The organism is Mesorhizobium sp. M0048 (genome assembly GCF_040323405.1).
In the GTDB taxonomy this organism is placed as follows: domain Bacteria; phylum Pseudomonadota; class Alphaproteobacteria; order Rhizobiales; family Rhizobiaceae; genus Mesorhizobium.
In genome coordinates this window covers 81,207-105,572 of sequence record NZ_JAMYUV010000004.1, presented here as the reverse complement: position 1 = coordinate 105,572, position 24,366 = coordinate 81,207, and the positions used below count along the sequence as shown (strand labels likewise).

Annotated in this window: 21 protein-coding genes; 12 read left to right on the top strand and 9 right to left on the bottom strand. The window is 62.7% G+C overall.

Annotated features, from left to right (window positions below):
• Positions 1-9: 9 nt before the first annotated feature.
• The 4 genes from NKJ84_RS06035 to NKJ84_RS06020 all read left to right on the top strand — a co-directional run bounded on the left by NKJ84_RS06035 (position 10) and on the right by NKJ84_RS06020 (position 4,789).
• Entirely contained in the window at positions 10-984 is a 975-nt protein-coding gene (locus tag NKJ84_RS06035) for a methyltetrahydrofolate cobalamin methyltransferase (protein ID WP_023676516.1), read from the top strand.
• Between the two features lie 111 nt (positions 985-1,095).
• Entirely contained in the window at positions 1,096-3,165 is a 2,070-nt protein-coding gene (locus tag NKJ84_RS06030) for an ASKHA domain-containing protein (RefSeq protein WP_352505746.1), read from the top strand.
• Positions 3,166-3,352: 187 nt separating this feature from the next.
• Positions 3,353-3,535: a hypothetical protein gene (locus NKJ84_RS06025; protein WP_352477599.1), complete on the top strand. Its 183-nt coding sequence runs from the start codon at positions 3,353-3,355 to the stop codon at positions 3,533-3,535.
• Positions 3,536-3,805: 270 nt separating this feature from the next.
• Positions 3,806-4,789, top strand: coding sequence for an alpha/beta hydrolase (locus tag NKJ84_RS06020; protein ID WP_352505745.1), 984 nt, complete (start codon positions 3,806-3,808; stop codon positions 4,787-4,789).
• A 6-nt stretch (positions 4,790-4,795) separates the two neighbouring features.
• Here NKJ84_RS06020 and NKJ84_RS06015 read toward each other — a convergent pair whose 3' ends face one another.
• Positions 4,796-5,695, bottom strand: coding sequence for a LysR substrate-binding domain-containing protein (locus tag NKJ84_RS06015; protein WP_023676521.1), 900 nt, complete (start codon positions 5,693-5,695; stop codon positions 4,796-4,798).
• Positions 5,696-5,925: 230 nt separating this feature from the next.
• On the opposite strand from NKJ84_RS06015, the gene NKJ84_RS06010 reads away from it, so the two are divergent.
• From NKJ84_RS06010 to NKJ84_RS06000, 3 genes are all read left to right on the top strand, one after another.
• Entirely contained in the window at positions 5,926-6,111 is a 186-nt protein-coding gene (locus tag NKJ84_RS06010) for a hypothetical protein (protein WP_023719925.1), read from the top strand.
• Positions 6,112-6,445: 334 nt separating this feature from the next.
• The gene (locus tag NKJ84_RS06005) at positions 6,446-6,580 is read left to right on the top strand and encodes a hypothetical protein (RefSeq protein WP_013894968.1); all 135 of its coding nucleotides are present in this window, start codon (positions 6,446-6,448) and stop codon (positions 6,578-6,580) included.
• 347 nt (positions 6,581-6,927) lie between these two features.
• The gene (locus NKJ84_RS06000; protein WP_302895626.1) at positions 6,928-7,866 is read left to right on the top strand and encodes a GlxA family transcriptional regulator; all 939 of its coding nucleotides are present in this window, start codon (positions 6,928-6,930) and stop codon (positions 7,864-7,866) included.
• Positions 7,867-7,897: 31 nt separating this feature from the next.
• Here NKJ84_RS06000 and NKJ84_RS05995 read toward each other — a convergent pair whose 3' ends face one another.
• From NKJ84_RS05995 to NKJ84_RS05965, 7 genes are all read right to left on the bottom strand, one after another.
• A complete protein-coding gene (locus NKJ84_RS05995) occupies positions 7,898-8,683 on the bottom strand; it encodes an ABC transporter ATP-binding protein (protein ID WP_352505744.1) in 786 nt (261 codons plus the stop codon).
• The gene (locus NKJ84_RS05990) at positions 8,680-9,456 is read right to left on the bottom strand and encodes an ABC transporter permease (RefSeq protein ID WP_352505743.1); all 777 of its coding nucleotides are present in this window, start codon (positions 9,454-9,456) and stop codon (positions 8,680-8,682) included. Before NKJ84_RS05990 ends, NKJ84_RS05995 begins: the two co-directional genes overlap by 4 nt.
• A gap of 71 nt (positions 9,457-9,527) precedes the next feature.
• A complete protein-coding gene (locus NKJ84_RS05985) occupies positions 9,528-10,478 on the bottom strand; it encodes an ABC transporter substrate-binding protein (protein WP_352505742.1) in 951 nt (316 codons plus the stop codon).
• A 112-nt stretch (positions 10,479-10,590) separates the two neighbouring features.
• Positions 10,591-11,439, bottom strand: coding sequence for a DUF1194 domain-containing protein (locus NKJ84_RS05980; protein WP_352505741.1), 849 nt, complete (start codon positions 11,437-11,439; stop codon positions 10,591-10,593).
• A 91-nt stretch (positions 11,440-11,530) separates the two neighbouring features.
• The gene (locus NKJ84_RS05975; protein WP_352505740.1) at positions 11,531-14,092 is read right to left on the bottom strand and encodes a GcvT family protein; all 2,562 of its coding nucleotides are present in this window, start codon (positions 14,090-14,092) and stop codon (positions 11,531-11,533) included.
• 268 nt (positions 14,093-14,360) lie between these two features.
• Complete coding sequence (locus NKJ84_RS05970; protein WP_254818157.1) at positions 14,361-14,624, bottom strand: hypothetical protein; 264 nt, start codon at positions 14,622-14,624, stop codon at positions 14,361-14,363.
• A gap of 154 nt (positions 14,625-14,778) precedes the next feature.
• Positions 14,779-17,268, bottom strand: coding sequence for a mechanosensitive ion channel family protein (locus NKJ84_RS05965; protein WP_352505739.1), 2,490 nt, complete (start codon positions 17,266-17,268; stop codon positions 14,779-14,781).
• A gap of 241 nt (positions 17,269-17,509) precedes the next feature.
• Here NKJ84_RS05965 and NKJ84_RS05960 point away from each other — a divergent pair, with 241 nt between their 5' ends.
• From NKJ84_RS05960 to NKJ84_RS05945, 4 genes are all read left to right on the top strand, one after another.
• Positions 17,510-18,769, top strand: coding sequence for a sarcosine oxidase subunit beta (locus NKJ84_RS05960; RefSeq protein ID WP_352505738.1), 1,260 nt, complete (start codon positions 17,510-17,512; stop codon positions 18,767-18,769).
• A gap of 91 nt (positions 18,770-18,860) precedes the next feature.
• Positions 18,861-19,157 (top strand): sarcosine oxidase subunit delta, encoded by a 297-nt coding sequence (locus NKJ84_RS05955; protein ID WP_023676536.1) that lies wholly within the window; start codon positions 18,861-18,863, stop codon positions 19,155-19,157.
• Positions 19,154-22,150 (top strand): sarcosine oxidase subunit alpha, encoded by a 2,997-nt coding sequence (locus tag NKJ84_RS05950; protein WP_352505737.1) that lies wholly within the window; start codon positions 19,154-19,156, stop codon positions 22,148-22,150. Before NKJ84_RS05955 ends, NKJ84_RS05950 begins: the two co-directional genes overlap by 4 nt.
• Positions 22,143-22,730 (top strand): sarcosine oxidase subunit gamma, encoded by a 588-nt coding sequence (locus tag NKJ84_RS05945; RefSeq protein WP_352505736.1) that lies wholly within the window; start codon positions 22,143-22,145, stop codon positions 22,728-22,730. The genes NKJ84_RS05950 and NKJ84_RS05945 overlap by 8 nt, the downstream gene beginning before the upstream one ends.
• Before the next feature lie 21 nt (positions 22,731-22,751).
• Here NKJ84_RS05945 and NKJ84_RS05940 read toward each other — a convergent pair whose 3' ends face one another.
• Entirely contained in the window at positions 22,752-23,450 is a 699-nt protein-coding gene (locus NKJ84_RS05940; protein ID WP_352505735.1) for a nitroreductase, read from the bottom strand.
• 276 nt (positions 23,451-23,726) lie between these two features.
• On the opposite strand from NKJ84_RS05940, the gene NKJ84_RS05935 reads away from it, so the two are divergent.
• A complete protein-coding gene (locus NKJ84_RS05935; protein ID WP_352505733.1) occupies positions 23,727-24,314 on the top strand; it encodes a helix-turn-helix domain-containing protein in 588 nt (195 codons plus the stop codon).
• The last annotated feature ends 52 nt before the right edge of the window (positions 24,315-24,366 follow it).

The following is a 24,366-nucleotide window of genomic DNA, read 5'->3' as shown; positions in this document are numbered from 1 at the left end:
AGAGATTTCATGACCCGCACCATCGTCGCCTCGGCGACACGAGAAATCATCATCGGCTTCGATCAGCCCTTCTGCGTGATCGGCGAGCGCATTAATCCGACCGGCCGCAAAAAGCTCGCCGCCGAAATGATCGCCGGCAATTTTGAGACCGTCATCAAGGATGCGCTGGAGCAGGCCGCCTGCGGCGCGACCATGCTCGACGTCAACGCCGGCGTCACCGCAGTCGACCCCAACGCCACCGAGCCGGCGCTGCTGGTGCAGACGCTGGAGATCGTGCAGGGCCTGGTCGATCTGCCGCTGTCGATCGACTCCTCGGTGACCGCCGCGATCGAAGCGGCGCTGAAGGTCGCCAAGGGCCGGCCGCTGGTCAATTCCGTCACCGGCGAGGAGGAAAAGCTCGAAGCCATCCTGCCGCTGATCAAGAAATACAACGTTCCGGTCGTCGCCATTTCCAACGACGAGACCGGTATTTCGATGGACCCCGATGTGCGCTTTGCCGTCGCCAAGAAGATCGTTCAGCGCTGCGCCGACTTCGGCATTCCGGCGCATGACGTGGTCGTCGACCCGCTGGTCATGCCGATCGGCGCGCTGGGCGATGCCGGCCGCCAGGTATTTGCCCTGCTACGCCGGCTGCGCGAGGAGCTCAAGGTCAACACCACCTGTGGCCTCTCCAACATCTCATTCGGCCTGCCGCACCGTCATGGCATCAACGCCGCCTTCATCCCGATGGTGATCGGCGCCGGCATGACCTCGGCGATCATGAACCCGGTGCGGCCGCAGGAAATGGAAGCGGTGCGCGGCGCCAACGTGCTGAACGGCACCGACGAGAACTGCACCAACTGGATCAGGACATACAAGGACTACAAGCCTGCTGAAGGCGGCCAGGCCGTTGCCGCCCGGACGCAGGTCAACGCGCCGGGCGATGGCAATGGCAATGGCGGACGCAGGCGCGGCGGCCGCGAAGCGCGGATGGCCCGGGGTTGAGCCATGGCTTGGCCGACACGATATGGGTTTACGACTGGGAGGAACCGAAACACAGCGGCATCGCTGCCGTGGCCAAGACCCGAGCAGCGTAGAAAGTAAAGTCTGGAACGAATGAACTCTCCCGTCAACATCACTGATCCGCTCGTGCTGTTCATGCCGTCGGGCAAGCGCGGGCGGTTTCCGGTCGGCACACCGGTTCTGGATGCCGCGCGCCAGCTTGGTGTCTACGTCGAGAGCGTGTGCGGCGGGCGTGCCACTTGCGGGCGTTGCCAGATCGAGGTGCAGGAAGGCAATTTCGCCAAGCACAAGATCGTCTCCTCCAACGATCACCTCTCGCCCAAGGGCGCCAAGGAAGAGCGCTACGAGCGCGTTCGCGGGCTCCCCGAGCGGCGCCGCTTGTCCTGCTCGGCACAGATCCTCGGCGATCTCGTCGTCGACGTGCCGCAGGACACCGTTATTAACACGCAGACTATCCGCAAGGACGCCGATACCAGGGTCATCGCCCGCGATGCGGCTATCCGCATGTGCTATGTCGAGATCGAAGAACCCGACATGCACAAGCCGCTCGGCGACCTCGACCGCCTGAAGATCGCGCTGATGAAGGACTGGGGCCTCAAGAGCCTAGATTTCGATTTCCATCTGTTGCCGCAGGTGCAAGGCATTTTGCGCAAAGGCAACTGGACCGCGACGGCCGCCATCCACAAGGACACCGACAGCGAGACCGCGCGGGTCATCGCTCTGTGGCCTGGCCTGAAGAACGAGGCATACGGGCTTGCCTGCGATATCGGCTCGACCACGATCGCCATGCATCTGGTGTCGTTGCTGTCGGGTCGGGTCGCCGCCTCGTCGGGCACCTCCAATCCGCAGATCCGCTTCGGCGAGGATCTGATGAGCCGCGTCTCTTACGTGATGATGAACCCGGACGGCCGCGAAGGCATGACGGTCGCCGTGCGCGAGGCCATTTCGGGCCTCGTCGACAAGGTCTGCGCCGAAGGCAACGTCCAGCGTAACGATATCCTGGATTCCGTTTTCGTCGGTAATCCGATCATGCATCATCTGTTCCTCGGCATCGATCCGACCGAACTCGGCGGCGCTCCCTTCGCGCTAGCCGTCTCCGGCGCCGTGCACATCAAGGCATCGGATATCGGCTTGAAACTCAACCAGGGCGCCAGGCTTTACATGCTGCCTTGCATTGCCGGCCATGTCGGCGCTGATGCGGCTGCAGTGACGCTGTCGGAAGGCCCGCATCGGCAGGACGAGATGATGCTGATCGTCGATGTCGGTACCAATGCCGAGATCGTGCTCGGCAATCGCCAGCGGGTCGTGGCGGCCTCCTCGCCAACCGGCCCGGCCTTCGAGGGTGCGGAAATCTCCGGTGGCCAGCGCGCCGCACCGGGTGCAATCGAACGCGTCCGTATCGATCCCGAAACGCTGGAGCCGAAATACCGCGTTATCGGCTCGGAACTCTGGTCCGACGAGCCGGGCTTCCTCGACAGCGTGCAGGCGACCGGCGTCACCGGCATTTGCGGCTCCGGCATCATCGAGGTGGTAGCCGAGATGTACCTCGCCGGCATCATTTCCGAGGACGGCGTCGTCGATGGATCGCTGAGCGGCCACTCGCCTCGCGTCGTCGCCAATGGCCGCACCTTCTCCTATGTGCTGAAGGAAGGCGAGCCCAAGATCACCATTACCCAGACCGACGTGCGCGCCATCCAGCTTGCCAAGGCGGCGCTTTATGCCGGAACCAAGCTTTTGATGGAAAAGCAGCACACCGAACATGTCGACCGTATCCATTTTGCCGGCGCGTTCGGCTCGTTCATCGATCCGAAATACGCAATGGTGCTGGGCCTGATCCCGGACTGCGACCTCGACAAGGTCTCGGCCGTCGGCAATGCGGCCGGCGCCGGCGCCCGCATGGCGCTCCTGAACCGCGGCTATCGCCGCGAGATCGAGGAAACCGTCAGCAGGATCGAGAAGATCGAGACGGCGCTGGAGCCGAAATTCCAGGAACATTTCGTTTATGCCATGGCGCTCCCAAATAAGATCGACCCGTTCCCCAAGCTGTCGGCGGCGGTGAAACTGCCGCCGCGCAAGACGGTGAGCGAAGACGGCATTGCCGGCGACGCTGCCCCGCGACGGCGTTCGCGCGAAGGCCACGCCGCGCGGCGCGGGCGGGGATGACTCGCCTCCGCTCGGCTGTCAGCCTTTCTATTTTCATTTGTATGCAAATGTTTCCAGATCGCGCCGATCTGGAAACGAAATCGCGTTTTCGTGAAATCCGCCAGATACATGTGCGGAGCATTTAACCGGCATCGAACGGCAGGCAGAAACAGTTGTCGGCCACCGCAACGCTCCAAAGGAGATCAAGATGTCGATGTTCGGAAGCCTCGGCCGCTATGGTGCGGCCTTCAAGAAAACACGCGAAGCGCGCAAGTCGCTGCGCATCCTCAACAGCTTGCCGCCTGAGATCCAGAAGGACATTGGCTGGCCGGTGTCGCCGCGTTCAAGCGAAAGGCAGCTTTCGGTCGGCTGGGGCATGCAGCGCGGATGAACTTCATCGACAAATGCAAGCTGCTTGGTATTCGCCGGGGCCGCAATGCGGCTCCGGCTGCACCCAGCAATCGGCTGCGCGCCGCACTGCCGCCCGCGGCGCTGAGCTGCCCAGGTGGGCTAGCGACTTCATGGACCTGAGGCTTTATCGCCAGCTGGAGTCAAACCACCGTGTTGAGATTGCATAAATATTGACTTTTTTGGTGGCGACACAATCTTCAAAATAGTCGGGGGTTCTCTTAGTCGGCTCAGCCGAAGTCCGTGTATCTGCATGCCCAGTCTCAAAAGCCACGTCGTTTCGTTCGTGCTCAGGTACAGCCGTAAGAAGGCGTTTTCCAGCCCGGAGAACCTGCAGCGCTGGATCGCCTATGCGCGCAAGACGGAAAACCATCGGCCGCCTGCGTCGCTGCGGTCGCGCCTGGAGATCACAACCCGCACGATCAACGGCTTTCCCGTCTACGAGATCGCGCCCAAGGCTGGCGAGCGGAGGCGGATTCTCTACCTGCACGGCGGCGCTTACGTCTTTGAAATCACCCCCTATCATTGGCGGCTGATCGCCGACATGGCCGACCGCCTCGGGTTCGGTATCACCGTGCCGATCTATCCCATTGCTCCCGAACACGATTTCCACGCGATGTTCGGTATGGTCGGCGCCGTCTACCGCCAGATGTTCGGCGAAACCAGGGCAAATGACATCATCTTCATGGGCGATTCCGCCGGCGGAAACATGGCTGTCGTGCTGACCATGATGGCTGCGCAAGACGGCCTGCCCTTGCCATCACGCCACGTGCTGATTTCGCCCGGCCTCGACGTATCGCTCGCCAACCCAGAAATGTATGAGGCTGAACGCAACGATCCATGGCTGGGCATTGCCGGCGGCCGCGAGGCGATCCGGCTTTACAGCGCCGGCATAGATCCCACCGACTGGCGCATCAGCCCGGTTTACGGCGACCTGTCGGTGCTGCCCAAAACGCTGCTGCTGACCGGTTCACGCGATCTGCTTACACCCGACAATCTGATCTTCGCGGAAAAGGCACGCGCGGCCGGCGTCGAAATTGAGGTCGTCCACGAGCAAGGCATGTTCCATGTCTGGCCATTGATCGACATGCCGGAGGCGCGACGCGCGCGGGACAGCATAGTGGCCTTCTTGACCAACGAAACTGACAGTTATCATGCCAAGGCAGGAGAGTTGTCGCTGCAAAGGGCAGACCGCGATGGAACCCCTCGCGATCTGGTTGCGCCGCTCAGGTCGTAGTTTGGCTCAGAACTTCCCAGTTTCCCTGAACATCTCAAACGTCGCTCGGATATGGTCGGCGACTGCCTTCACCGGCGCGCTGGCGTCCGGCGTCACCACCATGGCGAGGTTGTAGGTGCCGATGTCAGGCATGCCGTCCTTCGGGCACAGCTCGACCATGTCGCTGCCGAGGAACGATTTCGGCAGCGGCGCGACTGCAAGATCCGCCATGATCGCGGCGCGCTGGCCGGCCGTGTGCGCGCTCATATAGGCGATACGGTAGTTGCGGCCCTCGCGGCCAAGCGCCTCCAATGCACCCGCCCGCCAGGCGCAGCCTTCTTCCCACAAGGAGACCGGCAGCGGCTCGCGCAGATGCGCACAGCCCCCCTTGGCACCGGCCCAGACGATAGGCTCGGTGAGCAGTACTTCGGCGCCGATCGCGCTGGTCTTGTATGAGTTGGTGAGCAGCGTGATGTCGAGTGCCCGATCGTCCATGCGACGGCGCAGGTTGACGCTCTGGTCGATGGTGACGTCGACCGCGATGGAAGGATGCGACTGTGCGAATCGCTTCAGCACATGCGGCAGCACACGTTCGCCATAATCGTCCGGCGAGCCGAGCCGCACCACCCCGACAATGTCTGGAATGATGAACTTCGACACCACCTCGCGATTGATCGACAGCAGCCGGCGCGCGTAGCCGAGCAGCATCTCGCCATCGGTGGTCAGCGTCACCGAACGGGCGTCGCGCGCGAACACCGAGCGGCCGAGAATGTCCTCCAGCTTCTTGATCTGCATGGAGACGGCCGACGGCGTGCGGAAGACCGCATTGGCCGCAGTGGTGAAGCTCCCGGTCTCGGCGATTGCGACGAAAGTGCGCAGAACGTCGAGATCGAGCAGCGGCAGCGGATGATTGAGTGGGGCGTTCATGGCAAGCGACCTTCAATTTTTCTGATGCAAACCATCATTCCATTTCGTTTGATTGAACATCAGTTTGGGAGGATAGTCAACTCCATCGAAGGCAGGACGCATCGACGTGGTCCCGAAACAACCATGACACGGACCTGCAATCGACACGAAATGAAGCTGAAACAAACCCGGTGTACCGCCTGACGCTGCAAGCGCCGGGACAATCCCGGCCCAACGCGAAGGAGAATGAGATGTCTATCCTGTCATCCATCGGTCGGATCGCGACCGAGTTCAGCGAGGCCCGTGCCCGCTACCAGACGGAACGAGCCATCCGCGCGCTGCCGATTGAACTGCAGAAGGATATCGGCTGGCCCGAAGCTGCCGATGCCAAGACCGGCACTCGCCATGGTGTGGGATCTTGGGCTGGAGCAAAGTAAACCGTGTGTATCAACAGCTGAGGCCTGCCGCGCAGATCAGCCCGGCAGGCCTTTTTGTTTGTATTCAAATGATTTTCCCGAGCCATGTCGCCGTCGCATGCCGCATATGAGCAAGTCGCATAGCAGCCCGCACTGGCAATCAACACATTGTAAATAATCGAAAATCCTGGGCAGGTTGCCCAAATTTGTCGCATTCCGTGTCGCTTTTCATATCAAGTGCTTCGCTTTTGCGATTTAGTTTCCCCTCACGTAAGCCTATATGATCATCAACAAACGAGCTGCCCCACTCCATCAAGCGAAGGCGACCCGTCTGAGCAACTGAATGGAGATGATCATGAAGCTTTTTGCCCGCCTCTTTGCCCGCCGCGAAATGAACCTGACGACCGCGCTCGAGCGCCAGCGCCTGGCCAACACCATGCCCGGCCAGACCGGGGCCATGGCTGCGGCGCGCCTCGGCTTCGTCGCCTGAGACAGCAATCCTGGCGGAAGCAGCCCAGCGCTGCTTCGAAGTCGATCCAGCGCCGCCTCGGTTTTGCCGAGGCGGCGTTTTCGTGTGCGCAGACTGCGTAGGCTCGTTGGTCGATCCGGCGGCCTGTCACGTCCTTCGCCGCACAGCGATTGCCCATTTGCGACCCATGTCGCAAATAAAGTCGCTCCGTTGCCATCTAGCCAATTGACAGGAAACGTTTTTCCTGATGTCGCTATGCTGATCGCGACATCCTGTTCGCGCCATTGCAGCGTGAGGATCTACCCGTGAACGTCGTAAAGCACCCGATCCGGCGATCGTTCGTATTCTTCCTGGTCCCCGATTTCACCATGATCGCCTTCGCAACGGCGCTCGATCCGTTGCGTTCGGCCAACCGCATGCTCGGCTATGAAGCCTATCGCTGGCGGCTCGCCAGCATCGACGGCAAGCCGGTGCGCGCCTCGAACGGCGTCGAATGCGCCGTCAACACCTCGCTGGAGGAAGAGCGCAAGAAGATGTCCGGACCGGACCGGCCGAACATGGCCATCGTCTGCAGCGGCATCAATGTCGAGCGCTACCAGAACAAATCGGCCTTTGCCTGGTTGCGCGAGGAGTACAATCGCGGCGTTGCCGTCGGCGGCCTGTGCACCGGCGCGCATATCCTGGCCGCAGCAGGCCTGTTGTCCAACAAGCGCTGCGCCATCCATTGGGAGAACCTGCCGGGCTTTTCCGAGGCGTTCCCCAAGGCCAATGTCTTCGCCGACCTCTTCGAGATCGACCAGAACATCTACACCTGCGCCGGCGGCACCGCCGCTCTCGATATGATGCTGAAGCTGATCGGCGACGATTTCGACGAGAGCCTCGTCAACCGCGTCTGCGAGCAGGTGCTGACCGATCGCGTGCGCAGCCCGACCGACCGCCAGCGCCTGCCGCTGCGCGCCCGCCTTGGCGTGCAGAATTCCAAGGTGCTGACCATTATCGAGCTGATGGAAGCCAATCTCTCCGAGCCGCTCTCGCTGATCGAGATCGCTGACCATGTCGACCTGTCGCGCCGGCAGATTGAGCGCCTGTTCCGCACCGAGATGGGGCGCTCCCCTGCCCGTTACTATCTGGAGATCCGCCTCGACCGCGCCCGGCACCTGCTGATCCAGTCGTCGTTGCCGGTCGTCGAAGTGGCGGTCGCCTGCGGCTTTGTTTCCGCCTCGCATTTCTCCAAATGCTATCGCGAGTTGTACGCCCGCTCGCCGCAACAGGAACGCGTCGACCGCAAGCAGCTTCTGGCGGCTTGATCGGGCCATCGGCTGGACGAAGCCCGCCGAGTCAATGCACTTCGGCCGTGCGCATCGCCTCGACGCGGATATCTTCCGTCAGCCGCGCCTTCAGTGCCGAAAACTCCGGGCTGGTCTTCAGCGTGTAGTGGCGCGGATGCGGCAGGTCGACGGCAACGTCCGACTTGATGCGGCCGGGCCGCGCCGTCATTACCACCACGCGCGACGCCATGAAGATCGCCTCCTCGATGTCGTGGGTGACGAACAGCACCGTTTTTTGCCGGCGCTCCCATATGCCGAGAAGCAGCTCCTGCATCAGCCCTCGGGTCTGGTTGTCGAGTGCTCCGAACGGCTCGTCGAGCAGCAGGATCTCCGGATCGTTGGCCAGTGCCCTGGCAATCGCGGTGCGCTGCTGCATGCCGCCGGAAAGCTGCTTCGGCCAATGGTTTTCAAAACCTCTCAGCCCGACGAGATCGACGTAAGAAGCGACGATTTCGTTGCGCTCGTGCTCGGCCATTCCACGTTCGCGCAGGCCGAAGCCGATGTTCTCGGCGACCGTCAGCCACGGAAACAGCGTATAGGACTGGAAAACCATGCCGCGGTCTGGACCGGGCCGGTCCACCACCCTGCCGTCGAGCATAACACGTCCCCCACTCGGCGCTTCGAGGCCGGCGACGATCCTGAGCAGCGTCGACTTTCCACAGCCGGATGGCCCCAGGATGGTGATGAAGTCGTTGGCGGCGACCGCCAGATCGGTCGGCATCAGCGCCTTGACCGGCTGCCCACCGCCGACACCGGCGAAGGTGCGCGAGACGCCTTCGATGACCAGCTTGCTCACGCCAGGCTCCATGGAAACAGCCAACGGTTGAGCGCCTTGAAGGCGAAATCGGACAACAGCCCGATCAGGCCGATGACGATGATGCCGAAGATGATCTGCCCTGTCGCCAGCCGCGACTGGCTGTTGATGATCATGTAGCCGATGCCCGACGACGAGCCGATCAGCTCGGCGACGATGACATAGGTCCAGGCCCAGCCGAGCACCAGCCGCAGGGTCTCGGCAATCTCCGGCGCATTGGCCGGCATGATCACGCGCCGCACGATGCCGTTGTCGGACGAGCCAAGCGTGTAGGCCGCCTCGACCAGGTCGCGCCGTGTTCCGCCGACTGTGACCGCGATGATCAGGATGATCTGGAACACCGAGCCGACGAAGATCACCAGCAGTTTTTCGAGCTCGCCAACGCCCGCCCACAGAATGAGCAGCGGGATGAAGGCCGATGCCGGCAGATAGCGGGCGAAGGAGACGAACGGCTCCAGGAACGCCTCCACGGGCTTCCAGGCACCCATCACGATGCCGAGCGGCACGGCAACGATGGCCGCCATCAGGAACCCGCCGAAGACGCGCCAGATAGTGATAAGGATGTCGAGCCAGAAGCGGTCCTCGACCAGCAGCCGCCAACCGTCTCTCACCATCGACAGCGGATCGGCAAGGAAAATGCGATTGACGTGGCCGCCAAGCGTGATCCACGCCCAGAACGCCACGAACAGCACGAAGAACGAAATGCCGAGCACGGTTCGAATGCCCGGCGAGACCGGATGCAAGGGGCGCGGCATCTTCGACCGTCCTCTGATCGGAATGAAAAAGCGGCGGCGCACGCGCCGCCGCCGGGCGACAATCCTGCCGGTTAGTCGGCGACGGCGCTGGTGTCGGCCAATGTCGATACGTCGGGCGCTTCCTTGATCAAGCCCATCTGCAGCAGAAGCTCGCCGGCGGTCTTGGAAAAGTCCTGGAATTCCTTGGTGAAGAACTGCTTGTTTTCAGCCTTGTCGGCCCATTTCAGGTATTTTGCCGACTCTTCGAACTCCTTGGCCGACTGCTTCACGTCGGCGCCCATCGCCTCATAGGATTTCGCCGGGTCGCTCTTTATCAGGTCAAGTGCCTCGAAATAGCTGTCGGCAAGCGCCTTGGCCGCATCCGGATTGGCCTTGAGGAACTCCGGCGTGCAGCCGACCGTGTCGAGCACCATCGGATAATCGAGAGTGGTCACAAGGATATGGCCCTGGTCGGACTTTTCGCGCACCGCCGAGATGAACGGCTCATAGGTGACCGCCGCATCGTTCTGTCCGGCGAGAAACGCCTGCGCCGCCGCGTCCGGCTCCAGGTTGACGACCGTCACGTCCTTGGTCGACATGCCGTTCTTGTTGAGCACCCAGGCCAGCATGAAATAGGGCGACGTGCCCGGCGCCGAGGACGCGACCGACTTACCCTTGAGATCGGCGACGGTCTTGATGTCGTTGCGGGCGACGATGCCGTCGGCGCCGTAGGACTTGTCGAGCTGGAATATCTGCTTGGTCGTCACGCCGTTAGCGTTCCAGACCAGCCAGGTCTCGACCGTAGTGGCGGCGCATTGCAGGTCGCCGCTGGCGATGGCGAGGGGCCGACTGGCTTGCGGCACCTTCTTCAAGGTGACGTCGAGGCCGTGCTTTTCGAAGATGCCGGCCTGCTTGGCGAGCGTCAGCGGCGCAAAGCCAGTCCATCCGCTGATGCCGATGCTGACCGATGTAGCGGCGGTGGCCGGCGCGGACAATCCGACGGCAAGCGTCAAGCTTGCTGCAAGAATTCCGATCCCGTTCATGTCGGTTCCCCTTTTTTGTTCGGATGGAGGATTGTGTCACAGACGCGCACAGGCTTGTCAATGAAGCAGATGCTGCACTGCGGTATGTCACCACCGGCAGCAAACTTCGCCATTAGCGGGTGTTGTACATCCAGCTGCGGTCGCGCCACATTTTTTCGCCAACCAGGCAGTCGGTGACGGGGATGTCCTGCGCCAGCACCAATGGCGGATGCGCCGCCTCTTCCGCCGCTCGCTGCGGCGAGGCCGGACCGGCAAGCTCCAGCACCAGCTTGCGGCGGATGGCCTCCGGAAACTGCGTCCAGTCATTGACCGGGATCATGAAGGAGCCCGGCCCGCCGATGACGCAGTCGCTGTAGTAGCGGTCGAGATTGTTGACATCGTAGGCGCTGGTGAACCCGCCCCTGGTCATCAGCGGCAGGCCGTTGACGGTGATGCCCTGCTTAATCACGGCGTCGCGGGTGATATCGACAGGTGCGCCCTGGTTGTTGGGGCCGTCACCCGAAATGTCGATCACCCGCTTGACGCCCTGGAAGCCGCTTTCGGCAAAGAGATCGCTGGCGAATTCCAGCGCGCCGGAGATCGAGGTGCGCCTGGCACTGGCCGGCGGATGAGCGGAAAGCTGCGCTGCCAGCCGCTCGGCGTCGGCACGATTGGCGATCACCGTCCACGGCACGACGACCTGCTGCCAGGTCGCGCCAGCCCATTCGACATACGTGACGGCAATCTTGCCATGAGCGCCTTCGCCGATTGCCTGCAGGACATCGTCATGCGTCAGCGCCGCCGCATAGCCATGACGCTGGATTTCAAGCTCGTCCGGCGACATGGACAAGGATACGTCGACTGCCAGCACCAGTTCGACGTCGACCGGCTCGGCGGCGCGGGAGTTTGCAGTCAGCCATAGCACCGACGCCAGCGCGGCGGCACCCGAGACGAAATGTCTTGCACTGGCAAAACCAGACATGCCGCACGTTAAGCGAAAATCGCCGATCGACAAAGAGAAAGCCCGGTGGAGAGCCGCTCATTCGGTCACATTTTTGCGACCGTCCCGATGGTTAGCTGCGCGGATTGAGGTTCTCCGGGTCATAGAGCGGCCTGTAGCCGACGGCGGCCACTTCGACCGGGTATTTCTCGCCGAAATATTCGACGTTCAGCTTGCGGCCCTCCTGGCAATACGCCCAGGGCAGGTAGGCGAGCGCGATGTTCTTGCCGAGGGTCGGACCGTAGGCCACCGAGGTCGTGAAGGAGCGGCGGCCGAGCTCGTCGACGAGCGTCTCACCGGTTTGCGGGTCCATCACCGGCATCGTGCCGACCGGATAGCGGGGAACGCCGTTGGAATCGGTATTGTCCGTCATGATAAGCGTGCAAAGCATGGCCGGCTGGTGCACCCGGGCGCGATATTCCAGATGCTTTGCCTTGCCGCAGAAATCGGCCTCCTTGACCTTCGGTCGGGCAAGGTCGGCTTCCAGCAGATTATATTCGGTCAACAGATCCGCGTTTTGCAGACGCAGGCTCTTCTCCATACGGCGGCTGTTGGCATAGGTCTCGACGCCAAAGGCCATCACGCCGGTCGACCGCAGCGCGTCCCAGACAGCGAGGCCGTCCTCGTAGCGCATGTGCAGTTCCCAGCCTTGCTCGCCGACATAGGAGATGCGGAAGGCGGTCACGTCCTTGCCGGCGATCCTGACGGGCTTGATCGCGGCAAATGGAAAATTCTCCGGCGTCAGCCCGTCGGGGTTTTCCACGCACTTGCTCAATGTCGCCCGCGCGTTCGGACCCCAGATGCCGATGGTCACGTACTTCTCGGTCACGTCGGTGACGGTAACGTCGAAGCCTTTGTCTTCTGCCGTCCGGCGCATGTACTGGAAGTCGCGCGGCCCCGCATCGGCGCCGTCGATGACGCGGCAGCGGTCGACCATGCGGATGACGGTCAGGTCGGCGCGCACCATGCCTGCCTCGTCGAGGAAATGGGTATAGATGCCCTTGCCGATATTGCCGTCGCCGCCGATCTTTGCCGCGCACAGCCATTCCATCAGCGCGACATGGTCCGGGCCTTCGACGTCGTACATGGCGAAATGCGACAGGTTGACGATGCCGCAATCCTCGCTCATCGCGAGATGCTCGGCGTTCGAGACGCGCCAGAAGTGGCGGTTATCCCATTCGTTTTGGCGCACCGGCACCCGGTTGCCGTATTTCTCGAGCAGATGCTCGTTGGCGGCGTAGCCATGGGCGCGCTCCCAGCCGCCGAGCTCCATGAAATAGCCGCCGAGTTCCTTCTCGCGCTCCCAGAACGGCGAGCGGCGGACATTGCGAGCCTTGGAGAAGGTCTCGCGCGGATGGACCGCCGGATTGTAGACCTTCATCGCCGTTTCAGTGCAGCGGTCCCAGATGAACTGCTCTTTCGTCTGGTGCGGATAGAAGCGCGAATAGTCGATGGCGTGATGGTCGATCGCCGTGCGGCCGTCTGTCATCCAGTCGGCGATGAGCTTGCCCATGCCGGGACCGTCCTTGACCCAGATCGCCACGGCATACCAGAGGCCCCTCACCTTCTGGCTTTCGCCCATCGAAGGACCGCCGTCCGCCGTCACCTGCAGCAGCCCGTTGAAGGAATGGCTCTCATTGTAGCCCAGCTCGCCCAGGATCGGCGTCAGTTCCATGGCCCGCTCGAGCGGCGCCAGGATCTGCTCCATGTCGAGATCGCGCTGCGACGGCGAAAGCCGTGCCTCGTTTTTCTCGAGAATATCGCGCGGATGGCAAAGGCGCGGATTGGTCTCTTCGTAATAACCCCATTCGATCTGCCCGCCTTCGGCGGTCTTGGGATCGCCGGTATCGCGCATATAGGCCGAATTACCCTGGTCGCGCAGCAGCGGCCAGCCGATCTCCTTGCCGGTGCCGGCGAACTCGGTGTACGGCCCGAAGAAGGTGAGCGGGTGGTCGATCGGCATGACCGGCAGGTCCTCGCCCGCCATTTCCGCGATCAGCCGCCCCCAGATGCCCGTGCAGACCACGACGTAGTCGGCCTGGATGGTGCCGCGGTCGGTCACCACGCCCTTGATGCGGCCGTTGTCGATGACGAGCGACCTGGCCGAGGTGTTGGCAAACGCCTTGAGTTTGCCCGAGGCTTCCGCCTGGTCGACCAGCTTGCCGGCGACTGTCTGCGAACGCGGGATGACGAGGCCGGCATCGGGATCCCACAGGCCGCCCTGTACCATCTGTTCTTCGATCAGCGGGAATTTTTCCTTGATTTCGGCGGGATCGATCAGGCGGGCGCGTGTGCCGAAGGCCTTCGCCGAGGCGATCTTGCGCTTGATTTCCGCCATGCGGGCGTCGTCTCCGACGCGTGCGACCTCGAGGCCGCCGATGCGGGCGTAATGACCCATCTTTTCGTAGAAATCGATGGAATAGAGCGTCGTCCAGCACGACAGGAAATCATGGCTGGTTGTGTAGCAGAAGTCGGAGGCGTGCGCCGTCGAGCCGATATCCGTCGGGATGCCCGATTTGTCGATGCCGACAATATCGTCCCATCCGCGCTCGATCAGGTGATGGGCGACCGATGCGCCGACGATGCCGCCCAGCCCGACGATGACGACCTTCGCCTTTTCCGGAAACCCTGCCATTGCCCGCGACTCCAAGATGCTATTGCGAGCAGACTATAGGTCGGCGCGGCGGCGCGCTTGCAGCCTGTTTGCGACATCGCCAAAAAAGCCCGCGCCACCAGCTCGTCGAATGCAGTTGGACCTACGCCTTCACCCTGCTCGGTACGAAAGCGCTGCTAGAGCCCGTTCTGCGCAGCTTCGAAGAAAAGTGAATACCTTCATCGCCGATTACTGGAAGTAAATAAAAGGCCGGGCGTTTGCCCGGCCTTCAAAAATCATGGCGTCGACTTTACTTGATGCGCGCGACGCCGCCCGAGATCTCGACGGTTTCCGAACCCGTCAGCGCCTCGAGGTCGCCATTCGGCAAGGTAACAAAACAGCCGCTCGGGCAAAATTCCACGGTTTCGCCGGCGGCCAGCGCCAGCTCGGTCTTGCCGCCGCCTTCCGTCACGATCAGCGTGCGGGTCTCGGCGTCCTTGTTGACCGCGCTGGCGGCATGGGCCGAACCGCCCACGGCCAGAAAAGCGATGGCGGCGACGAGAGACTTCCACATTTTGCAGTATCGGTGTTGCCACCGCCTCTGTTGCATTTCGCAAGGCATTCTCGCCGTTTGCAGGTGAGCTTATATGCAATGCAAGCTGAACAGCAACTGAATGCCGCATTCATGCCGCAATTGATTTCCGAAGCTTGAAGGCAAGCTCCAAACGCTAGTCAGGATCGGGCTTGCGTACCTTGCGTCCCGACTTGGCGAGACGTTTCGCCTCGACTGCCGCTAGAGCTTTTGCTTGTTCCCGCTCGGCGAATTCGACTTCGATCTTGTCGTCGTCGATCGGCCAGGCCTCGTGCTTTTTGGTCTCGACGACGGCGCGCGGTGTCGACGGAATTTCGATATGCTGGTCGGCGAACACATCGAAGATGGCAAAGCGGATGTCGTTCTGGACGATATTGCCACTAAGAACGTCTGCCAGGAACACGCGGATCTCGAATTCGAGCGCGGCCGGGCCGAAATTGGAAAACAACACAAAGGGTTCCGGGTTCTTCAGCACCAGCGGATGGCTGCGTGCGATCTCCAACAGGACGCCATGCACGTGCTTGACGTCGCTGCCATAGGCAACGCCGACCTTGATGTCGATGCGGCCGAGCTTGTTGCGGTGCGTCCAGTTGCCGACCGCATTGTTGATCAGGTTTGAATTGGGCAGGATCACCGATTGCCGTTGAAACGTTTCGATCTCGGTGGCGCGCACGCTGATCTTCTTGACAGTGCCGCTGATGTCGCCGGCGACGATCCAGTCGCCGACCTTGAACGGCCGCTCGGCCAGCAGGATCAGGCCCGACACGAAATTCGAGACGACATTCTGCAAGCCGAAACCGATGCCGAGGGACAGGGCGCCGGCGACCAGCGCAAGATTGGAGAGGTCGATACCGGCCGCCGAGATGCCGACCAGTGCCGCGACCGCGACGCCGGCATAACCGACCGCCAGCCGGATCGAATTGCGCACGCCGGTGTCGACCCGGCCGCGCGCCATCACCGAGCCGTCGAGCCAGCCCTGGAACCAGCGCGTCAGGAAATAGCCGATAATGAAGACCACAACGCCGGTGAGAATGCCGGTGACCGAGATCGTCACCGAACCGATGGTGAGGCCGGTCGCCAGCTTGTAGGCCCAGGCCTGAATGTCGCCGGGCTGGAAGCCCCACATCAACAGGATCAGCGGCAGGAACACCAGCACAATCATGATGTTGATGGCGGCGCTGACGACAAGCCCGAGCTGGTCGAGGGCGGTCTCTTCGTAGCTTGAATTGGCCGCTAGCCAGCGCCCGATCGAAGTTTTGGCGAACCCGCCTTCCTCGCCGATCGCCCGCGCCGACAGGAAACCGATATAGGCGGTGACCAGGATCGTGCCGGTGACCACGACCTGCAGCGAGACGAAAATTGCAAGGCCGATATAGCCAAGCAGTGCCGATGCGATGGTGAATAGGCCTAGTGCGATGGCGGTGTAGCGCAGCCACGCCGGCCAGGGGCGCCAGCTTCCGTCGGGAGCCTTGAACGGCTTCAGTAGGCCCATAAGGATCAGGATGATGCCGACGATGATGGTGGCGATGAAGCTTCTGGCGATGGTCAGCGACAGTGGCGAGCCCATCTTGTCGTTCACGACCGACAGGAAATAGTTGATGCCGATGGCGACGGCCATAGCGGTCGTCAGCCGCACCAGCCAGCGCGCCGGGCCGGTTTCGACCGGGATCAGGCGCCAGTTCGGCAATCGGGGCTCGAGCGCTGCGTTGGTCAGGCGGTTGACGCAGAACACCACCGCGGTGACGGCAACCAGCGAATTCAGGAAGATGCCTATGTCACCGCGTAAAACGTTGTAATAATTGAAGAAGAAGATCGTCGAGACAAGGAAGGCGCCGACCGCCAGCGTCGGCAGCAATGTCGACCAGAACGCCACCGACAAGCGGCTGAGATAGGAGGGGTCCTCGACGGAAGGATCCGCTTCGAAGACGCGGCCGAACAGGCGTCGGCCGCCGATAAAAAGCACTGCAGCGAATGCGAGCGCCATCAAAGTCGCGGCAAGAATGGCCTGGAACTTGAACTTGAAGGCGAAGCTCAGCCAGGACGAGACCGCCTTATAGAAGCCGGAAAACTCAGCGTTGGCGTCGGAAAAGACTTCGGGGCTAAGCGCATCGGACAGCACGTAGCGCTTGGTAAGCACATTGCGAAACAGCTCGCTGCGCATGTTGCCGATCTTCTCGATCAGCCCACTGATGCGGATCGACAGGTTCTGCGCGCTGGCAATAACGGCGTTGATCTCGGCTTTTTCGGAAGCCAAGGCCTGGCGTTCACCGGTTACGATGTCTGGCTCGGCCGGCTGGCCCGCGGCCGGCGGAGGTCCCAGCACCTCAATCCGATCGTTGATATCGCCGAGACGCGAGCGGAACGCTAGCGCGCTGGTGAGCGCCGCCCGCGACAGATCCTCCAATTGCAGACGGATTTCCACCAGGGTGGCATCGTCTTGGCCGTCCTGCTGTATCTTCTTCTCGAGACCGTCGGTTTTGGCCGTCAGACTCTGGATGACCTTCTGCTGGTCTGCGATCAACCCGGCGGCGCCCTGCCCGAGTGCCTGCGCCATTGCAACGAACGACGGCGGCGCCGAGACGACAAGCGCAAGAATCAAGACCAGGCGGAGTAAACGAAAGAACATGTTTTTTCTGGTGACTCGCGGGCGGCATCGGCAGTTTTGAAGCACGTCCTTGATAAAGAGGCTCATATCACGGGGCAAGTCACCCCAGGCGTCTCGTTTTTCGAAGTCGGCCAATCGAACTCGGCCAATCGGAGTCGGTCAATCGAAGTCGGGGAGTCGAAAAGCGATGGCGCAATCTTGGCTTTGCGTTGGCCACCTGCTCTATAGTCTGCCGCCAAGCCTGAAATGGATGACAATAAGAATGGCGGAATATTCGGCCTTTTCGCTTCTCAAAAACGCACTGACCGGAAACAAGGACTGGAGGCCGGCCTGGCGCAAGCCCGACCCGAAGGCGTCCTATGACGTGATCGTCATCGGCGGTGGCGGCCATGGCCTGTCAACCGCTTACTACCTAGCCAAGGAGCACGGCATCACCAATGTCGCGGTGCTGGAGAAGGGCTGGCTCGGCTCCGGCAATGTCGGCCGCAACACCACAGCGGTCCGTTCCAATTATCTCCTGCCGGCCAACACGCGCTTTTACGAGCATTCGATGAAACTGTGGGAGAACCTGGCCCACGACCTCAACTACAACGTCATGTTCTCGCAGCGCGGCTGCCTGAACCTCGCCCACACACCTGCCCAGCTCGACGACTATGCCCGGCGCGGCAACGCCATGCGCCATCTCGGCGTCGACGCCGAACTGATGACTACGGCGGAGATCGCCCGCCTGGTGCCGGCACTGGACGTCTCGGCCACCGCGCGCTTCCCGATTGTCGGCGGCCTGATGCAGCGGCGCGCCGGCACCGCCCGCCACGACGCCGTCGCCTGGGGCTATGCGCGCGCTGCAGATCGGCGCGGCGTCGACATCATCGAAAACTGCGAGGTCACCGGCTTCCTGCGCGACGGCGACCGTATCACCGGCGTCACGACGACGCGCGGCGAAATCCGCGCCAAGAAGGTAGCCGTCGCAGTGGCCGGCAGCACCGGGCAAGTCATGCGGCTCGCCGGCATCGAGACGATGCCGATCGAGAGCCACGTGCTGCAGGCCTTCGTCACGGAATCGCTAAAGCCGTTCATCGATACGGTCCTGACCTTCGGCATGGGCCATTTTTATATGTCGCAATCGGATAAGGGCGGCCTTGTCTATGGCGGCGATCTCGACGGCTACAACAGCTACGCCCAACGCGGCAGCCTGCCGATCGTCGATGAGGTGATGAGCGAGATGCTGGCGCTGTTCCCTGGGCTGGCCCGTGTCCGCATGCTGCGCTCATGGGGCGGCGTCTGCGACATGTCTATGGACGGTTCGCCAATCATCACCACCGGTCCGCTTCCGGGCATGTATCTCAACTGCGGCTGGTGCTATGGCGGCTTCAAGGCGACGCCGGCTTCCGGCTGGTGCTTTGCCTGGACCATTGCCAAGGACGAGCCACACGATCTCAACGCGGCCTTCACGCTCGACCGCTTCTATCGTGGCCTGGTGATCGACGACAAGGGCCAGGGCGCCACGCCCCGGCTGCATTAGGCCATGATCCCGAACCGCAGGTCCGCGTCAGCGAAAAGTGGAAACCGGTTTTCGGACAAGATCATGGTCAAACGAGAAGTTTAAGAGATCCATGCTCATCACCTGCCCCTATTGCGGCCCGCGCGACGTGATCGAATTCACCTATCAGGGCGACGGCAATCGCCAGCGCCCACAGCCGGCCTCGCAGAATCTCGACGCCTGGAACGCTTATGTCTACGACCGGCTGAACCCGGCCGGTGACCACAATGAGATCTGGCAGCATTCCGGCGGCTGCCGCGCCCATCTCAGGGTCGTGCGCAACACGCTGACGCACGAGATCTCCAGCACCGCGTTCGCGCGCGGCGATCACAATTCGGTTGCGCGGCACCGGGCCGAGGACAAGCCATGAGCCCGCGCCGTACCGAGGCCGGCGGCCTCATAGACCGGCTGCGGACCATTCGTTTCACCTTCGACGGCGCGCCCTATACCGGCCACGCCGGCGACACGCTGGCTTCGGCGCTGCTGGCCAACGGCGTCACCCTGTTCGGGCGTTCGTTCAAATATCACCGTCCCCGCGGCGTGCTGACCGCCGGCGTCGAGGAGCCTAACGCGCTGGTCACCGTGTTGCGGGGCGAGGTTCGCGAGCCGAACATTCCCGCCACCATGGTCGAGATCTATGACGGGCTGACCGCAATAAGCCAGAACCGTTTCCCCTCACTTGCCTGGGACGTCAGTGCCGTGAACCAGCTCGGCGGCAAGCTTTTGTCGGCCGGCTTCTACTACAAGACCTTCATGGGACCGGTGATCGGTCCGCTGAAGGGCACACGCTTCTGGATGTTCTGTGAGCATTTCATCCGCCGTGCCGCCGGCCTGGGCAAGGCAGGCACGGCTCCCGATACGGCGCGCTACGAACGCATGAATGCGTTTTGCGATGTGTTGGTAGTCGGCTCCGGCCCGGCCGGGCTGATGGCCGCCAGGGCTGCTTCCGATCAGGGTGCACGCGTCATCCTGGCCGAGCTCGAGCCGCATTTCGGCGGCTCGGCCAGTTGGTCGGGCGAGACGATCGATGGCATGCCGGCCGCCGACTGGGCGGCGCGCGCCGCTGGCCAGCTCGAAGGCCGTGACAATGTCCGCCTGCTGCCGCGCACCACGGTCTGGGGCTATTATGACGGCAACACGCTCGCTGCGCTCGAACGCGTCACCGACCACAAGGAAACGCCCGGCAAGGGCGAACCCCGCCATCGCTACTGGACAATCCGCGCCAAGTCGGTGGTGCTGGCCACCGGCTCGCTGGAGCGTCCGCTGGTCTTTCCGGGCAATGATCGACCAGGCGTGATCCTGGCGCATGCGGCCGAGCGTTTTGCCAATGAATATGGGGTGCTGCCCGGCGACAGGATCGGGCTGTTCACCAACAATGACAGCGCCTATCGCGCAGCCCTGGCGCTGAAGAAGGCCGGCGCCGTGGTCGTCGCCATCGTCGACGTACGCCCTGAGCTTTCGAGCGAGATGCGCAAGCTGGCCGGCGAAACCGAGGCCGAGATCTTTTCTGGCCACGCGGTGATCGCCACCGAGGGCGGCAAGGCGCTGTCCGGCTTCAAGGTGCAGCGCTTCGATATGGCGAGTGGCGCGCTTTCCGGCGATGCGCGCAGCATCCACGCCGATTGCCTGCTGATGTCGGGCGGCTGGTCGCCGACCATCCATCTGGCCAGCCAGGCCGGCGCCAAGGCGGAATGGAACGAAACGTTGCAAGCGTTCCTGCCGCCGAAACCTACAACACGGCAATGGATCGGCGCCGGCGCCTTCACCGGCAGTTTCTCCACCGCCGAGGCGATCGCCGAAGGTCGCGCCGCCGGTTTTTCCGCGACGGGCGGAACCGGCACGCCGGCGGCCTTGCCGGTTGTCGAAGCCGCTCCCGGCGATCCCGATCCGGCGCCGGTGTTCGAGATCAGGGCCAGTGGAAAGAGCTTCGTCGATTTCCAGCATGATGTGACGGCCGACGACGTGCGGCTGGCGCATCGGGAAGGCTTCGTCTCGGTCGAGCATCTGAAGCGCTACACCACGCTCGGCATGGCGACCGACCAGGGCAAGAGTTCCAACATACCAGGCCTGGCCATAATGGCCGAGGCGCTGGGCAAGCCGATCCCGCAGGTCGGCACGACGCGCTTTCGCCCGCCCTTTTCGGCGGTATCGATCGGCTCGCTTGCCGCCGAACGCTTCGGCGATCTGAAACCCGAGCGACTGACGCCGATGCATGACTGGCACGTCGCCAACGGCGCCACCATGTATTCGGCCGGCCTCTGGTACCGGCCGATGATCTATGGCCATCCCGGCGAGACGATCGAGCAGGCCTATGTGCGCGAAGCGAGAGCCACGCGCGAGAGCGCCGGCATCGTCGACGTCTCGACACTGGGCAAGATCGCCGTGCAAGGCCCGGACGCGGCGGAATTCCTTGACCGCGTCTACACCAACATGTTTTCGACGCTGGCCGTTGGCAAGGCGCGCTACGGGCTGATGCTGCGCGAGGACGGTCTCGCCTTCGACGACGGCACAACATGGCGGCTCGGCGAGCAGGATTTCCTGATGACCACCACCACCGCCAATGCCGGCAAGGTGATGCAGCATCTGGAGTATTTCCTCGACGTGATCTGGCCGGAGCTGAAGGTCCACGTCACCTCGGTAACCGATCAATGGGCCGGTGCCGCCATCGGCGGGCCGAAGGCAAGGCAGATATTGGCTGCTTGCGTCAGCGGCACCGCCGTCGACAATGCCGCACTGCCCTTCATGGCCATCGTCCACGGCGAAATCGCCGGCGTGCCGGTGATGATCTGCCGGCTGTCCTTCTCCGGCGAAATGGCCTTCGAGGTCTATTCCGGCGCCGGTTACGGCACCTATGTCTGGGAGGCGCTCATCGAAGCCGGCAAGCCGTTCGGGCTGGTGACCTACGGGCTGGAGGCGCTGGGCACCATGCGCATCGAGAAAGGCCACGTCACCGGTGCCGAGATCGACGGCCGTACCACGGCACGCGACCTGCATCTCGACTGGATGCTGTCGAAGAAGAAGCCGTTCATCGGCTCGGCGATGATGGATCGCGAGGGGCTGATCGCACCCGACCGCCTGGAACTCGTCGGTATTGTTTCGCTCGACAACCAGCCGCTCAATGGGGGCGCACACATCGTCGAGCAGCTTGACGAAGCCAATCCCCACGGCTCGCTTGGCCACATCACCGCCTGCTGCTATTCGCCGGCGCTCGGCAAATATATCGCGCTTGCCCTGGTCAAGGGCGGCAAGGCGCGGCGCGGCTCGCGTGCCTACGTTTCCGACCCGTTGCGCAACCGGTTCGGGCCGGTCGAGATCGTCTCCAACCATTTCTTCGATCCGGACGGGAGCCGCATGCATGGTTGAACGCCAATCACCGCTTGAGCCGGTGCTGCATCCGGGCTCGCATGGCGATTTCGAGCACGGCGTCGAAATCATCCTCTCCGAAACTAGGCCGGGGTCGATTCTGCAGCTCGCCGCCTGGCCCGGCGAGGAGAAGACGTTGATGGCCGGCATCCATACGGTCACCGGCCTGACTTTGCCCGACGGCGCCGGCGGCGGTGTGACGAACGGCGCCAGGTCGGTGTTCGGCTTTGCGCCGGGAAAATTTACGGTTGTCGATGAAGCCGAGGGATTGGCGACGGCCTTTGCCGATGTCGTCACCCCGGCCATCGGTACGGTCACCGACCTTTCGCACGGCCGCACCGCGATCCGTATCGCCGGGCCGAAGGCCGAGTGGGTGCTGGCGAAATTCTTCGCCATCGACTTCGCGCTCCCGGCCTTCCCGATCGGCGCCGGCCGCTCGACCATGCATCACGACGTCTTCGCGCAGATCCAGCGCACCGCGGCCGATCAGTTCGACATCTACGTGTTCCGCTCGTTCGCACGCTCGTTCTGGAAGGCACTCTGCCACGCCAGCGAGGAAGTCGGCTACGACGTGCAATAACTCAGCCGGCGCGTCGCCACGTTAGCTGGCGAACGTCACCCACTCTTCCAGCGGCGCGCGGTCGGTGCGGAATGCGTTTTCGGGCTTGGACGTGTCCTCATGGCCGAGCGCCATGCCGCAGACAACGATCTCCTCGTCGGGAATGTTGAGCACCGGCCTGATCTGCCGGTGATAGGGCGCGAAGGCAGCTTGCGGACAGGTGTGCAGGCCCCTGCCCCGCGCCGCGACCATGATGTTTTGCAGGAACATGCCGTAGTCGATCCACGACCCTTTGTTCAGCCGCCGGTCGACGGTGAAGATCATGCCGACCGGCGCATCGAAGAAGATGAAGTTGCGGTCGTGCTGCGCGCGCATCCTGTCGACCTCGCGCCGGCCGATGCCGAGCACGCCGTAGAGACCGAAGCCGTTGGCCCGCCGCCGCGTCAGATAGGGTTCGAAGAACTGGTCGGGATAATAGCGATATTCGTCCCATTCCGCCTTTTCGGCGCGGATGCCCGAGCTGAGGATGGCATCGCTGATGCGCTGCTTGACCTCGCCCTTGGTCACATAGACCTTCCAGGGCTGCATGTTGGTGCCTGACGGCGCGCGCGCGGCAACGGCGAGAATATCGCGGATGGTCTCGTCGTCGATCATATCGGGCAAGAAGGCGCGTACCGATCGGCGCGAGGTGATCGCGTCATCGACGATCGCCGCCGCAATCCGGGAGTTGTTTTCCAGCATGGCCGTCCCTTTGCGTATGATCCCGAACCCGATTCTCCGGAAGGATCATGCGCCGACTAGAAGTGATGGAGCATCCTTGCGCGTCTTTTTGAACGCCCGATAAGCCTATCCGCCTCGACCGGACGCCCCACTCGCCGCTCGTGCGCCGAGCCTTTGCCCGAACCGTCAAAATGGCGCAAGTAAATCTTGTGGGCGCATGAAAATCCTCTTGATTTTTTCACAAACGTGCCGTCACATGAAATTTGCTGGGAATTTTTCACCGAAACAGGGACAGCTTTGCCCTCAACCGCGGCCAGATCGGAACAAGACAGCGGCGAACGGCTGCTGGCCGGCGACATCCGCGCCTTGCGCAAGGCGCGCGGACTGACGCTTGCCGAGACCGGCCTCAAGCTCGGCCGCTCCGTCGGCTGGGTCAGCCAGGTCGAGCGCGGCCTGTCGATCCCGTCGCTCGGCGACCTCAGAGCCTTCGCCGAATTGTTCGGCGTGCCGGTCAGCCTGTTCTTCAGCCATGACGTGCCTGTCGAGACCGAGCGCGGCGTGGTCGTGCGCGCCGGCAGCCGACGCGTGCTTGGCACAAGCGATTCTGGCCTGGTGGAGGAGCTGCTGTCGCCCGATCTCGGCGGTAGCTTCGAGATGCTGCGTTCGGCCTTCGCCCCGGGTGCCGAGCTGAAGACCGAGGCGCGCCGGCCGACCGAGGAAGCCGGCTACGTCGCTTCCGGCAGCTTCGACATCGAAATTGCTGGCGTCTGGCACCGGCTTGGCGAAGGCGACTCCTTCCGCTTCGACGGCAAGCCGTTCCGCTGGCGCAATCCTGGAGCCGAGCCGGCTGTCGTCATCTGGGTGGTTTCGCCGCCTGTCTACTGAACGAATGCATGTCGCCCAAAAGTGCGTGGCGGTTTGGGACAATGACATGCAT